Source organism: Anabaena sp. AL93 (assembly GCF_001672085.1).
GTDB lineage: Bacteria > Cyanobacteriota > Cyanobacteriia > Cyanobacteriales > Nostocaceae > Dolichospermum > Dolichospermum heterosporum.
Genome location: NZ_LJOU01000008.1, coordinates 1 through 15,965 on the forward strand (window position 1 = coordinate 1; position 15,965 = coordinate 15,965).

At 38.9% G+C, this 15,965-nt stretch carries 12 protein-coding genes and 2 pseudogenes; 4 read left to right on the forward strand and 10 right to left on the reverse strand.

The window, feature by feature from the left end:
- The 3 genes from AN486_RS03280 to AN486_RS03290 all read right to left on the reverse strand — a co-directional run.
- On the reverse strand, positions 1 to 3,374 hold a 3,374-nt coding region (locus tag AN486_RS03280; protein ID WP_290599262.1), incomplete at its 3' end, for a ribosome assembly protein 4.
- A 220-nt stretch (positions 3,375 to 3,594) separates the two neighbouring features.
- On the reverse strand, positions 3,595 to 4,938 hold the full coding sequence (locus AN486_RS03285) for an ATP-binding protein (protein ID WP_290599264.1): 1,344 nt from the start codon (positions 4,936 to 4,938) through the stop codon (positions 3,595 to 3,597).
- A 114-nt stretch (positions 4,939 to 5,052) separates the two neighbouring features.
- A complete protein-coding gene (locus AN486_RS03290; protein ID WP_290599266.1) occupies positions 5,053 to 5,823 on the reverse strand; it encodes a pentapeptide repeat-containing protein in 771 nt (256 codons plus the stop codon).
- Between the two features lie 217 nt (positions 5,824 to 6,040).
- On the opposite strand from AN486_RS03290, the gene AN486_RS03295 reads away from it, so the two are divergent.
- The 4 genes and pseudogenes from AN486_RS03295 to AN486_RS03310 all read left to right on the forward strand — a co-directional run bounded on the left by AN486_RS03295 (position 6,041) and on the right by AN486_RS03310 (position 9,761).
- On the forward strand, positions 6,041 to 6,787 hold the full coding sequence (locus AN486_RS03295) for a DsbA family protein (protein WP_168636147.1): 747 nt from the start codon (positions 6,041 to 6,043) through the stop codon (positions 6,785 to 6,787).
- Positions 6,788 to 7,441: 654 nt separating this feature from the next.
- Complete coding sequence (locus AN486_RS03300; protein ID WP_053538837.1) at positions 7,442 to 8,137, forward strand: CAP domain-containing protein; 696 nt, start codon at positions 7,442 to 7,444, stop codon at positions 8,135 to 8,137.
- A 75-nt stretch (positions 8,138 to 8,212) separates the two neighbouring features.
- Positions 8,213 to 8,791, forward strand: a complete 579-nt coding sequence (locus AN486_RS03305) for a CAP domain-containing protein (RefSeq protein ID WP_053538838.1) — start codon at positions 8,213 to 8,215, stop codon at positions 8,789 to 8,791.
- Between the two features lie 122 nt (positions 8,792 to 8,913).
- Positions 8,914 to 9,761: pseudogene (locus AN486_RS03310) on the forward strand (alpha/beta fold hydrolase).
- A gap of 66 nt (positions 9,762 to 9,827) precedes the next feature.
- On the opposite strand, the gene AN486_RS03315 reads toward AN486_RS03310, so the two are convergent.
- From AN486_RS03315 to AN486_RS03345, 7 genes and pseudogenes are all read right to left on the reverse strand, one after another.
- Positions 9,828 to 10,130 (reverse strand): DUF1816 domain-containing protein, encoded by a 303-nt coding sequence (locus AN486_RS03315; protein ID WP_027401408.1) that lies wholly within the window; start codon positions 10,128 to 10,130, stop codon positions 9,828 to 9,830.
- Positions 10,131 to 10,242: 112 nt separating this feature from the next.
- Positions 10,243 to 11,028: pseudogene (gene rlmB / locus AN486_RS03320) on the reverse strand (23S rRNA (guanosine(2251)-2'-O)-methyltransferase RlmB); the annotation flags it as partial.
- A gap of 896 nt (positions 11,029 to 11,924) precedes the next feature.
- Complete coding sequence (locus AN486_RS03325; RefSeq protein WP_053538840.1) at positions 11,925 to 12,404, reverse strand: ribonuclease III domain-containing protein; 480 nt, start codon at positions 12,402 to 12,404, stop codon at positions 11,925 to 11,927.
- Positions 12,405 to 12,667: 263 nt separating this feature from the next.
- Positions 12,668 to 13,021, reverse strand: a complete 354-nt coding sequence (locus tag AN486_RS03330) for an STAS domain-containing protein (protein WP_053538841.1) — start codon at positions 13,019 to 13,021, stop codon at positions 12,668 to 12,670.
- A 747-nt stretch (positions 13,022 to 13,768) separates the two neighbouring features.
- Positions 13,769 to 14,914, reverse strand: a complete 1,146-nt coding sequence (carA, locus tag AN486_RS03335) for a glutamine-hydrolyzing carbamoyl-phosphate synthase small subunit (RefSeq protein ID WP_053538842.1) — start codon at positions 14,912 to 14,914, stop codon at positions 13,769 to 13,771.
- Between the two features lie 96 nt (positions 14,915 to 15,010).
- Positions 15,011 to 15,406 carry a hypothetical protein gene (locus AN486_RS03340; RefSeq protein WP_199308551.1) on the reverse strand — a complete coding sequence of 132 codons (396 nt, stop codon included), beginning with the start codon at positions 15,404 to 15,406 and terminating at the stop codon, positions 15,011 to 15,013.
- On the reverse strand, positions 15,393 to 15,875 hold the full coding sequence (locus AN486_RS03345) for a hypothetical protein (protein ID WP_053538844.1): 483 nt from the start codon (positions 15,873 to 15,875) through the stop codon (positions 15,393 to 15,395). The genes AN486_RS03340 and AN486_RS03345 overlap by 14 nt, the downstream gene beginning before the upstream one ends.
- Positions 15,876 to 15,965 lie beyond the last annotated feature (90 nt).

Consider the following 15,965-nt stretch of genomic DNA (forward strand, 5'->3'; position numbering starts at 1 on the left):
AGGGTATTCAGGACTTTCCCTGTGGTCACGTCCCAGATTTTGATCGTCTTGTCTTTACTCCCAGAAGCCAGTTTTTTGCCGTCGGGGCTAAATCCCACACTCCTGACCTCACTCTCATGACCTTTGAGGGTATTCAGGAGTTTCCCTGTGGTCACGTTCCAGATTTTGATCGTCTTGTCATTCCTCCCAGAAGCCAGTTTTTTGCCGTCGGGGCTAAATCCCACACTAATGACCTCACTCTCATGACCTTTCAGGGTATTCAGGACTTTCCCTGTGGTCACGTCCCAGATTTTGATCGTCTTGTCATTACTCCCAGAAGCCAGTTGTTGTCCGTCGGGGCTAAATCTCACACTCCAGACCTCACTCTCATGACCTTTGAGGGTATTCAGGACTTTCCCTGTGGTCACGTCCCAGATTTTGATCGTCTTGTCTTTACTCCCAGAAGCCAGTTTTTTGCCGTCGGGGCTAAATCCCACACTCCTGACATAACCCTCATGACCTTTCAGGGTATTAACTGCTAAGGCTCTATTTTCCGGCTTTTCATCACGCTGCAAATATACTGCTTGCCTTAATGCTGCTATCGTTGGTACTTGAGTATCAGATTTTGCCCAAGATGCCAGTTTTAGTTTTCCACCAGCCTTCAAGCCTTCTATTAAGGCGTTTCCGGTGTCTTTTAAGGCAAACTGGGCTTCACTAGATTTAGTTAAGGCTTGAATTGCATTAATATCAGCTTGTTGTTTTTGCGTTTCTGCCCTCTTTGCAGCATCCCAAGCTGTGACTGTTAGCAAGGTTAATGCTATTCCTGCGGCTACTGAACCTGCAAGGGCAATTTTGAGAAAGCGATTCAGTTTAGCTTCACCGATTTTTCTTTGTTGTTTTTCCCATTCTAGTTTTTGGCTGAGTGGTTCTTGTTGCTGACGAATAAAAGCTGCTAAATAATCATGAACTAATTGATAACGGTCTGCGGTGGTTTCTGGTAACAACACCACTAAACCAGATTTGACAAATATTTCTAATACTAAATCTAAGTTATTCTCAGTTTCATTTTTATCTCGTTCTAATAATGATTGTAAATTTTCTTCTAATTCTGCCTTAGTCTTTAACGGTCTTGTTCCTTGTTCGTCTGTGAGAAAATAAAGTAATAATTCCGCAAGTTCTTGATTTTTCTTACCGCAATCATTAACTATTTCCCCTAAATAACGTTTAACTAATTTTTGCTTGTTACCAATTTGCTGATATGCGGCTAATGTGGTAATTTTTTCTGTTTCTAATTGCGCTCCCACAATTTGTAATTCAATGGGACGAACTGAACCTACTTCTCCCGCTAAATCTTCTACCAGCCGATTAATTAAATCCGGTTCTAACCGAAAAGTTGTTTTTTTAGTTAAACTCTCAATCGTAGTTTTAGCATTTTCTGGGGTTAAATTCCCTAATTTATACAGCACATTTTTACTCAAAATACCATCACCAATAATATTCATGTCGGTGATTTCATCACATTCTAATAAAAGATGTAAATAATCTACCCGCAAAGATAAAATTACTCGCAAAGATCCAATATTTTTATGATTTAGACATTTCCCTAAAAACTGAAAAAACTCTGTTCTAGCTTTATCGTCAGGACACACAAAGAAAAATTCTTCAAATTGGTCAAAGATTAATACTGTTCTTCGGTATTTTTCAATTTCTACCAATTTTAAAATAAACTGTTCCTGAGTATCTAATTTTAAATCTTCTGATTTTAAGTTTTCTGGTAATACATCTAATAGTTCTTTTGCTAATTCTGTAAACCAACTATTATAAACTCTAATCGTCACAGGTAAATTATCTTGAAAACCTATGGCTTTATTTTCCAATGCAGGAATTAACCCAGCATTAACTAGAGAACTTTTTCCAACTCCTGACTGTCCATGAATGACAATAATTTTTTTATCAGTTCTACCAATTCTTGCTAGTAATTCATCTACATCTATTTTCCGTCCAGATGCTTCAATTTCTGGAGAAATATTTTCTTTATTCACAAAAGATGTATTTTTTGCTGGTTTTAACCAACCTGCACCAATAAACGCCCGCAAACCAAATTGTTGTTCAATAGAACGAGATTGTAATTTGGTATTAAAAGCTTCCAGATATTCTGTTTTTTGAAATAATAGTTTTTGTAAAAGATTGAGAATTTTAACATAAAGCTTGGGGTGATTATTGATAACCCCAATATCTTTAGCAAATTTTAAATTACTAATTGCTTGTTCATATTGTTGTAATTTTTCTTGAGCTTGTGCTAGAATTAAAAATAGACTTTGACGATAATAATTTAGTAGGGGTAATTCATGAATTACCCCTATCCCTTGATTAGCAATTTTTGCTGCTTCTTGAAAATTTGATTGTTCAAAATTAGCTATTGCTAAAAATAGATAATCTTCCGCTATTTTCAAGATATTATTTTCAGCTTGATGTATTTCTAAAGCTTGTTGAGATAATATTTTTAATTGTTCCCATGCTTGTAAATCTTGGAGAATTAACCCAAATCTTGATAAAGAATTAGCAATTAAATCCAGACGTTGAGCATTTTTAAACTTTTCTAACGTTCGTTGTAAATAATTCCCAACTTCTCCCCCTTCCCTAGCGGGGAAGGGAGTTGAGGGGTTAGGTCTTAATTTTTCATAATTGCAAATTGTCAGATTATAAAGTATTTTCCCTTGAATTTCTAAATTATCCGTTGTTTGCCAAAAATCCCAACTTTGTTGATAGTAATTAATAGCTGTATCTAATTGTTTTTTGTTATATGCAATAAATCCTTTTAGAAAATTACAATTAGCTGCAAATTCTGGTTCTAAATCTTGACCATTTTTTTGTAAGTCTTGTAATGCTAATTCAAGTTCTTGTAGATTTACATTCAAATCATCATTTAAGACTTTATCTATTATTGATTTGAGTAAATTAATTAATTCATCGAAAGGAAGAGAAAAATTGATAGTAATTCCCCAACTTTCTAAATCAGGTGCAGATTCCATGATTTGTTGATATATTACATCATTAATCCATAGCACTACCGGATATGGACAATTATTTCTAAATTCTTCCCTGACTTGATTAGCTGAACTAAACATCTTTGATAAATTCGGTAAAGATTCCCAACCGACAATCATTAATGCTGCAATTTCCTGATCAAATTCTGCTTGAATAGCATTATACAATGTTCTTTCTGATGTTTGTAGCCGTAAAATCTGAATTTCAATCTGACATATTTGCTGCAATTCTTGAATAAGTTGATTTTGTAAATTGATATAATTGCACTTAGCCAAAATCAGCTTAAATTCTCCCGCAGAAGCTTCTAAAGACCATGCTAAATCTTCTAGTTGTTGTGAGTTGGTCATAGTGTTAATTTGTGATAAGAAAGATCCCTAACTTCTGACTTTGTAATTGGTTAATTGAGATATAAGAACCCCACCCCCAACCCCCTCCCCGCAAGCGAGGAGGGGGCTATGATAATATATCTTAATCCTATTAATCCTCAAATCCTGGAAATCCTGATTCTGACAAAATATTAATCCTGCAAATCCTTTAATCCTGGAAATCCTGATTCAGACAAAATCCTCATTCAGACAATTTTTCCGATTCTGCTAAAATCGGATTGATATCAAACCATAATTCACCTTGATCTCGATATTCAAAGACAAATCTACTGCGGATTAATTTCTGATATCCTAAATCATCACTAACTTCTTTAGTTTCTTTGACATGACGTAATAATTGCCATTCTTCAGCAGAAAGTCTTAATGAGAAGTCGTTACGTTGGTCACGAATAATCTGCTCTAAAGTGTTACCCTGGAGAGGAAATTTTTTATCTTTCATAATCCAGGGGTTTAATAACTTTAAAATATCGCGCACATGACCACCGCTAACCTGACACAAACGGTCTAAAGTTGCTGGAGTATCAAAAATGTCGGTAATTTTATTTAAGCGGTCTTCTGGGGCTAAATTAGGAAATGCTCTAGCTAAAATCATCTGTCGCATTAGCGCTAATCCCCGTTGATGGATGCTACCATCTGAATAGTTAACAGGAACCATTGGTAATATTTTTGGGCGTTCTGGAAATCGTTGAGTTAGTATGCCATATTCATTGGAAAATTTCAAAGCTAAAGGCATGGTATAAATGACATGACAATTAAGTTGAGTTAGATATTCACCTTGGTCTACAAATATATATTCTTGTTGTGTGCGACCCCAGGGTTTAACCGTGTTCTCTATGCGGTCTAGGTTATCAACTATGACAACTAAACCATTTTTACCCTGTTGTTTGAGTTTAGAAATGGCAGGTTCTAAAAGTTCTTGATTAATTGCTTTTATTAAGTTTGTTTTCTGTGGTGCTAAATATTGATTTATTTTGGTTCTTAATGTGGGATCACTTTTCATTTTGGTGGTGATTTCCCCAATACCCAATGACAAAGATAATTTTTGTCCGTCAACAGTATAACCAATATCTTGACCAGCAAATTTACCTTTAACACCTGTAACTTCAGAGTTTAAAATATTCCATGCACCTTGAAGTAATTCCTGAAATTTTTTCGGTTCTTCGAGAACAATTTCCTCAAGACTTTTACTAATGCGACTAGCAATAGCTAAAAATACATCAGCAATATCTACATCTGTAATTTCTAGGTCTTTGCTAGATTCAAAATAGACAACATAAAAATCTGCTGCTTCTAATTCTACCTGCAACCGTAATAATTCTGTGGATTTACCGCAACCTATATGTCCAGTAAATAGGTTACAGGTAGGCTCATCTGGATTCCAAATTGTAATACTATCTTTAAGAGTGCTGATGATATCCTCACCACGCACTTCAGAAAAGTCAATATAACATTTTTGATCTTCTACATTCTGAGCCTTGAGTGTCCGTGCAGGGTTAGTAGCTTTATAAAAATCCTTAATATCCATCTTGTCAGTAGTATGATTGTCTTGGTAGTGATCAAGTATCCCTACTGGCAATAATACTTGTTTCTAAGTAATTAGAAAAGGCTTTTAAACCTAATTTTCTGGATAAAATGGGGATTAAAAGGGCAAAAACTGTAACAAGACTGAACCTAAACTCCCTGCAAAATCCATAAAGCTGGGTTTACCCGTATTAATTGTTTCTGAATAAGCTGTTTTTAATTCTAAAACAAATGCTTTGGCTGTTTGTGTTCCTTCACTATTCTTTTCTTTTTCAAATAGTTCTATTGCTTTTTGAGCATCTTGCAAAGCGTTTTTTCGGTCTAAATTTTGGTAACTAGCGACACCACGAGCTAAATATGCTCCGGCATAGTCTGGTTTAAGGGCGATCGCTTGGCTAAAATAATCAATAGCTGGTTTAAGATTCCCCTTTTCTGCTGCTGCTACACCCCAAGCATAAAAATCTTCTGATTTAGCAATTTGCGAAGGTATTCCTACCGCACCTTGAAAATTTGCACCTGTAATATTCGCACCTTTCAATTCAGCATTCATTAAATAGGTATCTCTTAAATCAGCACCAGTTAAATTTGCACCACTGAGTTTAGCCTCACTTAAATTCACACCAAATAAACTTGCACCGCTTAAATTTGCACCCCGCAAATCCGCACCGGCTAAATTTGCCCGACTTAAATTAGCACCCACAAGATTAGCACCGTTTAAATTTGCCCCAGCTAAATCAGCCATGACTAATCCAGCGTTACCAAGAAAGCATTTTGGACACTTTTTATTTGCCAATAACTGCCTAATATCCTCATAACTTGCAGCTTGAACTGCACCTGATAAGCTCACACTGAGTAAAAATACAGATGTTGCCAAAATTTTACTGTTCATAATTTATTTTTGTATTAATCCAAGTTTTTGGTTTAGTGTGGTCAGTTGTCAGTTGGTAATTATTTCCCCCTGCTCCCTACCCCTCTATCTCTTCCCTATTCAGCCAAGTTTAAACCAATAATACTGATAATGATAAAAGACATAGAGATAATTTTTACAACTGCTGTTTTCTCCGCTACTTGATAAAATTACATTGCTAGTTATCTATCTTTGACAAATGTTCAAAATTTTTACTCATTTTCGCAATTTAGCAATTGTTAGCTTGATCTGTCTGATATTAAGCTGGTCACTTCCCGTCCAAGCTGAGACTAAAATAGACCCCCAACTAGAAAAACAAGTTCTAGAAATTATCCGCAAACACCCAGAAATAATTATTGAATCTGTGGGAGCATATCAGCAGCAACAGCAACAGAATATCCAAAAATCACGGCAAGAATTTATCAATAATTTTCAAGCAAATCCTCAATCCGTAATTGGTGATTCTCCCACAATTGGTGCAACCAAACCAAAAACGGTATTGATAGAATTTTCAGATTTTGAATGTCCTTATTGTGCCGAAGCACATCAAACACTCAAAGATTTATTGGCAAAATATCCGAATAAATTCACCTTAGTTTATAAACATTTTCCCCTTTATCAAATTCATGATCAAGCATTACCCGCAGCTACAGCAGCTACAGCAGCATATAAACAAGGTAAGTTTTGGGAATATCATGATGCCCTGTTTACCAATCAGAAACAATTGGGTGAGACTTTATATTTAGATATTGCCAAAAAGCTCAATTTAAACCTCACAAAATTTGACAATGATCGCAAATTAGCTAATAAATCCATCGAAAAAGACCTATTATTAGCCCAACAATTAGGATTAGGTGGTACACCATCTTTTATTATCACCAGTCCAAATTTTGCTGGACCTGTAAAACTCACAGAAGTAGAAGAAATATTGCAAGGTAAACAATGAAGAAGGAGTCAGGAGTCAGAAGTCAGAAGTCAGGAGTCAGGAGTCAGAAGCAATCAGTCGAGAATTGGGACTTGCCACTGATTAAAGACCACTAAATCTATGATTTGGTGGGGTGCAAAAACGCCGGTTATTCATCCGGCCTTGCTTCCCTGAAAGGGTATTCTAACTCGGTGACTCCTGAATTCCGTTAGCTGAAATCTGATGTTAGGCAATAATTTATACCAATTTAATGGTTGTTGCCAATAAATCTGCACCTTTAGCTAGAGGTAGCACGTATTGATTAACTGTTCTAATTGCAGTAAGTGTAAGGAGTAGTCTTATGAGGAGTGATGAGGATAACTTTTCGCTTCTCAATTCCTCTTTTGAAGCAGGAGTCACCGAGTCAGGAGTCAGAATGAATTAAGTAGGTGGGCGTTAAAAATTGTCGTTACTTCGACTTCGCTCAGTAACCTATGGCAAGGCAAGAGGCAAGAGTGAAGAGGGTTTGGGCGATTTTACTTTTCTTTACACAGATTGGTTTTATTGTGTTCACCTATTTCAAAAATCAAATTATTAATCCGATCATACTTTACATTTAATAGCAAATAAGATTACAACAGGTAATAAGTAGTTATCCAAAAAGATCACTACATTAAACAAAAAACGAGGTTATGAATGCGTTACCTGGGATTTTTGGTATTATTACCTATTACGCTGGCAACAACTTTTTCTGATCAATTACTCAAACATCCAGAATCTACTCTGCCACTGATTGCTAATAAAAATAATCAAACTTCATTAGCACAAACAAATTATCTGTCCACCCTAGAAAAACAAGTAATTGCGGAAACTAACAAAGTTAGAACAAATCCCCGTTCATATATACCTATTATAGAAAATTATAAAAAACGGTTTCAGGGGAATCGCGTCAAGATTTCTAGTAATACCTATTTAATTACCCAAGAAGGTGTAAAACCTGTGGATGAAGCTATAACTTTTTTAAAATCCGTCCGTCCCGTTGGTGCATTACGTAGCTCGAAAGGAATGTCTTTAGGTGCGCGAGATCATGTTAAAGACCAAAGACCAAAGGGCGCAACAGGTCATAATGGTAGTGATGGTAGTAACCCTAGCACTCGCATCAATCGTTATGGTAAATGGCAAAACACTGCTGGGGAAAATATCAGTTATGGACCAAATACAGCCCAAGATATTGTCATGCAACTAATAATTGATGATGGTGTACCTTCTCGTGGACATCGGAAAAATATTTTTAATCCATCTTTTCGGGTAACTGGTGTGGCTTATGGTTCTCATAAACAGTACAGAACTATCTGTGTAATTACTTATGCTGGTGGTTATATAGAAAAATAGATTTTTGATTCTCAAGATTTACACGGAAGATTTATGATTAACCCATAGCGTCTATCTTCCACCTGTAGGTAATCAATGACTCAGGCAAATTTGACCATTCTCTCCGATTTAGAACAGAAAGTAATTGCCGAAATGAACCTGGTGCGGACAAATCCTGCCGCTTATATACCACTTCTAGAAAGCTGGAAACAGAAATTTGAAGGCACAAAAATCAAAATCGCGGCAAATTCCTATTTACAAACCAAAGAAGGAGTTGTAGCTGTTGATGAGGCGATCGCTTTCCTTAAATCTACCACTCCCATCATTGTCTTACATCCCTCCACAGGAATGTCTTTAGCCGCAAAAGATCACGTCAAAGACCAAGGCGTAAAAGGTGGTATCGGTCATAATGGTAGTGACAGCAGTGATCCCTTTACCCGTTTAAATCGTTATGGTCAATGGCAAAGCACCGCCGGCGAAAACATCAGCTATGGTCAGAAAACAGCCCCAGATATCATCATGCAATTGATAATTGATGATGGAGTCCCCTCCCGTGGCCATCGCAAAAACATTTTTAACCCAGCTTTTCATACAACTGGCGTTGCTTACGGCAATCACATCACCTATGCAACTATGTGTGTAATTACTTACGCTGGCGGTTACATCGAAAAATAAATAACGTAGGGGCGCAGGGTCTACGCCCAATAAAGAGTTAACCTTTGCGCCTTTGCTTCTTTGCGCCTACCCTGCGGGATCTCTAAGAGAGATTGCGCGAAACATAACTTATATGGACATTTATGGGAAATCACACACCTAGAACCGTACCACTTAACTTCTACACCCAAGGTCAAGGATTTCCCATACTTGGTTTACATTACATGGTCATCCTGGTTCGGGACGTAGCCTTGCCATCTTCACCAATCATTTATCACAACGCTACCAAACCATTGCCCCAGATTTACGCGGATACGGCAAAAGTCGGTTTCAGGGTAAATTTGCAATGCAAGACCATTTAGACGATATAGAAGCCCTATTAGATCGGTTAAAAATAGAAAAATGCTTAGTATTGGGATGGTCGCTAGGAGGCATTTTAGCGATGGAACTAGCCATGCGTCTACCCCAACGCATCACAGGCTTAATTTTAGTAGCCACAGCCGCTAGACCTTGGGGCAATCATCCCCGAATTTCTTGGCAAGACAATATTTATACAGGAATTGCAGGTATATTAAACTATATAAAACCCAGTTGGCAATGGAATATTAATACTTTTGGCAAGCGATCGCTCTTTCGCTACTTGATTCAACAACACACATCCACAGCTTACAATTACATAGCTAGGGATGCCCTACCAGCCTACTTACAAACCTCATCAGCCGCTACAAATGCCCTCTACAGTGCCATTAGAGCAGGTTATAATCGCACCCCAGACCTTTGGCAAATTCAATGTCCCAGCCTAGTGCTTGCTGGTGAACAAGATCGCCACATTACCGCTGATGCCAGTTTAGAAACAGCCCGACACATTAACAACTCCCAATGGCAATGTTACCCCAACACAGCCCATCTTTTTCCTTGGGAAATACCCCAACAGTTATTAGGAGACATTGACAATTGGTTAGCCAATAACCACCAAATCATGAAAGTTTAAATTAGGCATAACTCGTTCCCAGGATTAGCCTGGGAACGATAACAGCCTCTGGAATTGGTAATTAGACTAATTTTGACCGCTAAAGACAGGCTTTACTTTACGGTCAATCCATTCCCCCAAATCTTCAGCAATTGTTAAAACAGTAGGCTTACAGCGTTTGATATTCACTATAATTCCCTGCGCCCCTTCAATTTCCAAATCCTCTACATAGCCATTGCTGGCTTTAGTAGCTGCCGCAGAACTGAAAAATGGACCGAAGTAGTATGTACAACTGGGATTTTGTGTAACAACTTCTACCCACCAAGCAAGACCGAGTCCATTGAATGTGCTAATTAACCTCTCTTGGAAGTTATGCCAAATCGTTGTCATAGTTTTCGCCGATTTATAAACGTGATAACTGGGCGTGTGCAAATAGATTAAATTTATTGTCTTTTACAGTTGCTGACTTCGCAGACAAATATCCACGAGATCAGCTTTTGTACTATTGTTTTTTCAAAGCAATTGTCTGTAGTTTATCAAGATACAGTGTATTCTGCGATTTTTGACGATAAATTTCGTAAAGTGCCATACCAGTTGCCACCGACGCATTGAGGCTAGGAGTCTTACCTTGTAAGGGAATAGACACCAAAACATCACAGGAACGTTGTGTCAACATCCCCAGACCTTCGCCTTCACCACCCACAACTAAAACCACCGGTCCGCTAAACTTAACACTTTGTAATGGTTCGCTACCTGTAACCGCAGTTCCATAAATCCAAAAGCCTTGTTCTTTTAACTGTTCTAAAGCGCGACCCAGATTGACAACTCTAGATACAGGAAAGGTTTCTAATGCACCTGCTGCCACTTTTACGACAGTAGAAGTAATTCCCGCTGCTCTTCTTTGGGGAATCACCAAACCATGAGCGCCAATAGCTTCCGCCGTGCGAATAATCGCCCCTAAGTTATGGGGATCAGTAATACCATCAGCAACTACAATGACAGGATCAGTAATAGATTTGGACTTAGCAATCAGGTCTTCTAATTCAATATAGGCATAAGGAGCAATTTGAGCCGCTATTCCTTGGTGGTTAGCGCGACCAGTAATTTGGTCTAACCGCATTGGTTCAACTTCATCAATCACTGCGCCATTATCCTTGGCTTGCAAAATCAAATGATGGAATCTGGGATCATAACGAAGACGAGTAGTAATCCAAAGACGGTTAATACTGCGTTCATTTTCCAACGCCGTCAAAACTGGATGACGACCATAGATTAAATCAGTCTCTTCTGTGGATGTAATTTCTGGAAGTTCCTGGGAAGACTGATAAGAAGGACGATATCTACTGGTGAAGGATTTACCTTCATTTGCTAAGGTGATTTCTGAGGATGGTTCAGAACCATAGCGAGATGTCCGAGGTTTAACTGAGAATGATTTACCTTCTCTGTCTCCTCTACCTTCTGGGGATGGTTCAGAACCGTAGCGAGAGCGGGGTTTAACTGAGAATGATTTACCTTCTCTGTCTCCTCTCACTTCTGGGGATGGTTCAGAACCGTAGCGAGAGCGAGGTTTAACTGAGAATGATTTACCTTCTCTGTCTCCTCTACCTTCTGGGGATGGTTCAGAACCGTAGCGAGATGTCCGAGGTTTAACTGAGAATGATTTACCTTCTCTGTCTCCTCTACCTTCTGAGGATGGTTCAGAACCATAGCGAGAGCGGGGTTTTGCGGAATAGGATTTACCTTCTCTGTCTCCTCTAACTTCTGGGGATGGTTCAGAACCGTAGCGAGAGCGAGGTTTAGCAGAATAGGATTTACCTTCTCTGTCTACCCTAACCTCTGGGGATGGTTCAGAACCGTAGCGAGAGCGGGGTTTTGCAGAATAGGATTTACCTTCTCTGTCTCCTCTAACTTCTGGAGATGGTTCAGAAGCATAGCGAGATGTCCGGGGTTTAACGGAAAGGGGTTTACCATCACTTTTGCCTTGATTACGGCTAGGTTGAGGCACAACGCGTTTGCCCTTGATTTTCACTGGCTGACCACGTTTTGGTTGTCCGCCGGCATGATTTTTCTTTGGTTGACTTGTCATAACAGTATTGAGGTTTGATTTAAATGAGTGAACAGCCCGATGACATCAATTTAATGAACCATTACAAATCAGTAACAATCGCCAGATGTAGCTTCTCACTATTTCTCTAGGGGAAGTTTTTGTAATAGCTCGGTTAAACGGGGGTAATCAGTAAGATATAGGTAGCCAACTAAGGTTTCTAAACTAGTTGCCTGTTGATAAATTTCGGGATTTAGTCGTTTATGACGACTCGTAGCAGAGTTACGACCTCTGCGAACAATTTCTAATTCGTTACTCCTCAAGTAAGGAGTTAACATTCGCAAATGTAGCGCTTGTGTTTCTGCTCTTACCTGATCCACTACGGAACGATGGTAATTTTCCAATCGTTGTTGTGGCCACAGATAAAACATTCTAACATATAATTCGTAAATTGCGTCCCCCAAGTAGGCTAATGCTGAAGGAGATATCTGTTTTATTTGGGCTGGGGATATTTGCTGGGGTAGTTGCGTCGCATTTACCAACCACGGGTAAATCTCTGATGAATGCTGTGTAGCGGTTTCATCTTCTTCGTGTTCGCCTGTTTCCTCCTTGGACTTCACAGATTAATCATTCCTTAAGAAAGCACTACATCGGGAGACAATTTTTGCCGTCATTATCTAAAACAACTTAAATTATATTTAACTCTCAACATAATACATTAAATGGGGGTTCTTCTTTGAGATGGGGGTGTGTAGTTGAATGAGATCCAGAATCTGAGATAAAAGCCATACGGAAAGAGACTCCTAACTTCTACTGTAATCCAAAAATTAAGCTATCCAGATTTGACATCGGATAGCTTAATTTAGATTTTCCATTCAAGCAATCAATCTGCTGGGATGTTTTCTAGGGCTGCCTCAACTGAAACTTGTAGGGAGAGAAACTTTTCTAAACGAACAAGCTTAACCGTTTGGGTGACACGAGCATTAGTGACAATTTGGAAACTGCCTTCACTTTGAGATTCAGGTTTAGCCAGTTTGGCTAGTCTTACAAGCGCACCTAAGCCAGAGCTATCCACAAAGTCAATACGTGAGAGGTCTAAAATGATGTTTTTTGGACCTTCCTCGATTTTACTGCCAATTACTTTAGTGAATGTCGGCTCAGAGAAAGCGTCTAATAAACCTGTGAGGCGTAATAGCTGACAGCTATCGCGGACTTCGCGTGTACCTCTCAGGCTCACGGTTAGATTTAATGGTTCAGCTATGATTTTCTCCTCGTTCTTTTTACTAAAAGTAAACGTTCTAGTATAGATGGTTTTTGAGCAATTTGTCTATGTTGGGAACTGGCAAAATTTTTTACTAGTTACCAATGTCCATCATGACCTGGGAATTTTAGATTTTAGATTTTAGATTTTTTGGGGTTTATGGGTTTATGCTTTACCTCTGCTGGCATGAATCCAAGTTTGTGAATTTGACACTCTCACTGGCTAAAGCCACTGAGATTCTTGGTTCAACGAGTCCACTTAACTTAGAACCCTTGCGGTATCTAAGCCAGAGGTGGTTCTCTCCCCAAGCGTTAACTTTCCCCCTGCCCGAAGGTAGTTGCATTACTGCAAATTTTGATTGAGTTTAAATTCTGTGTCGTCTAGCTCCCATGAAGATTTTACCTATTCGGAGGGCAGTCACTAGAACTATGGAATAGAACCCCATATCAACAAGAGTCAAGGTACAGATTGCGGTTAGGCAGTTAGGTTTTTATACAGGTTGATTACCATTCCTGTTGTGAACAGTATAACACCATTGAGAGCAAAGATAACAAAACTTCGCGCACCTCAACCAATCTTCATGAAAAAAAGACTCTATGCGGTTAAAACCGCACGAGCGGTCATTGAGCTTGTCGAAGTGTCGCTTGTATCTCAGGTCTAAAGACACGCTCGCTTTACGCTTACCGGATGCTCTTCTAAAATCGGCAATCCCAAATCTAAAATTTATTGCCGTGCTGCTTGCATTTTTAGTACAAACTGCTCAAATAAGTAATCGGCATCATGGGGTCCAGGACTGGCTTCTGGGTGGTACTGGACAGAAAACACAGGTAGGGTCTTGTGACGGACTCCAGCTACGGTCAGATCATTGAGGTTCAAATGGCTGATTTCAACTGTGGCTGTGGGTAAGGAGTCTGGGTTCAAGGCAAAACTGTGGTTTTGGCTGGTAATTTCCACTCTTTCTTGTAAGCCGGCAGGTTGATTTAAACCGCGATGTCCAAATTTTAGTTTAAAGGTTTCTGCTCCCAGGGCATGACCTAAAATTTGGTGTCCCATGCAAATGCCAAATATGGGTTTTTGGCTCTCTAGCAAGGCTCTGGTGGTGTTGATACCTTCTGTGACGGCGGCGGGGTCTCCTGGTCCGTTGGAGAGGAAAATACCATCTGGATTGTATTTGAGAATTTCTTCTGGTTGTGTATCGGCAGGAACAACTATGACGCGACATCCATAACTGGCGAGACGGCGTAAGATATTCCGCTTGACTCCAAAGTCTAGGGCGACGACGGTGAAGGTTTCGCTAATTTTAGCTACGGCTTCGGGGTTGAATTCCCAAGGGGTGGTTGTGGCTTCCATCCATTCGTAAACGGTTGGTGTGGTGACTTCTTTGACTAGGTTTAAGCCTGTCATGTTGGGTGCTGCTTGTACCATTTCTAACAATTCTGTTTCGTCGAGAATTGCGGTGGAAATGCCGCCATTCATGGCTCCAAACATCCGAATTTTCCGGGTGAGGGCGCGGGTATCTATGCCGTAAATACCGGGAATGTGGTGCTGTTGCAGGTAGTTGGGTAGGGATTGGGTGGAACGCCAGTTACTAGGTTTATGACATATATTGCGAGCGATCGCTCCTTTAATATGGGGTTGATTTGATTCTTCATCTTCGGAATTAATACCAGTGTTTCCTATTTCGGGATAGGTAAAAATGACGATTTGTCCACAGTAACTAGGATCGGTTAACACTTCTTGATATCCGGTCATACCAGTGTTGAACACGATTTCGCCAATGGCAGTTCCTGTAGCGCCGAAAGACCAACCACGATAAGTAGAGCCATCTGCTAGGACAAGTAGAGCAGGTACTGCGTCAGATAAGGACATAGATCATTTGTAATTAGTAATTGGAGAGAAAAGAGGGTTTTATATCTTCTATAACTTATTTTTTTAGAAGACAGCAAAGGTATATCTTCTCATGGTTTATGAAGGTGGAGAGTCTATATCTACAATATTCATTTCTATAATTGTCAGTTGCTCTTTCAAGTCCTGGTCGCTAGGTCTTTTAGGGTATTCTTCATGGGTATAAACCCATACAGGATAGACAGAACAAGAATTTTGATGAACAACATACATAAATCGGCCTCTACGAGAAGCACCTTGAAGTTCTGGCATCAAAAACCGAATTTTTCTAAATTCAAAATCTGGTTTGTAAGCACCTTTAGGAAAATTCTCGCTATCTGATTCATCAAAAAGCGGATCTTTTGCAAGAGTCTCTATATACTTTTGTATCAAAGTCTCAAATGAATCTCTAGCTCTTTTATTTTTTTTGTAGTGAGTTTTAACAAGTTTAACAAGACTAATCTCAAACTTCTGCAATGGCCTTATCGAATATATTTCGCAACCAGGCACTACTATCCTCCGGCTTTACTTCTGGAATCCGTTCGTAATTTAAACGCAATTCCTCTAAAGTATCAGATAAAACAGCCTGATAGCCGGGATCATCTTGCTCAATACAATCAAGAATTGTATCAACCAAGAAATCAATAGCATCAATACAAGCATCAAAAGATTCTCTTTGGGAGCTAAGATTCAAAAAAAGCAAATAAATTTTTGATTTGAGGATATCCAAAAACCCTGTAGCTCCCTGCGTTGGTTCAATAAAAGAGTAGGCAAAATCTGTTAAGTAATCACGTTGTTCAGAAGATAAATTGTTCCATTCAGTCTTGATCTCTCTAGATGCTTTCTTTAAACGTGAAGCAATTTCATCAAATTTTGAAGTAGAAGCAACCTTCTTACCCCGAACTTGATAAATTTGCTCAAAATCAATTAACACTGCGCTAGACATGGTTAATACCTCTACTTGTATATAAATGACAACCTTAAATACCTTTCTAGAGAATATAACTCCTCACGGATAATATCTGGATAATGCCAA

Coding starts and splice junctions, on each gene's coding strand:
- AN486_RS03285 (WP_290599264.1), bottom strand. CDS start 4,938: ATGGATATTAAGGATTTTTATAAAGCTACTAACCCTGCACGGACACTC.
- AN486_RS03290 (WP_290599266.1), bottom strand. CDS start 5,823: ATGAACAGTAAAATTTTGGCAACATCTGTATTTTTACTCAGTGTGAGC.
- carA (WP_053538842.1), bottom strand. CDS start 14,914: ATGTCCTTATCTGACGCAGTACCTGCTCTACTTGTCCTAGCAGATGGC.
- AN486_RS03305 (WP_053538838.1), top strand. CDS start 8,213: ATGACTCAGGCAAATTTGACCATTCTCTCCGATTTAGAACAGAAAGTA.
- AN486_RS03300 (WP_053538837.1), top strand. CDS start 7,442: ATGCGTTACCTGGGATTTTTGGTATTATTACCTATTACGCTGGCAACA.
- AN486_RS03295 (WP_168636147.1), top strand. CDS start 6,041: ATGTTCAAAATTTTTACTCATTTTCGCAATTTAGCAATTGTTAGCTTG.
- AN486_RS03315 (WP_027401408.1), bottom strand. CDS start 10,130: ATGACAACGATTTGGCATAACTTCCAAGAGAGGTTAATTAGCACATTC.
- AN486_RS03345 (WP_053538844.1), bottom strand. CDS start 15,875: ATGTCTAGCGCAGTGTTAATTGATTTTGAGCAAATTTATCAAGTTCGG.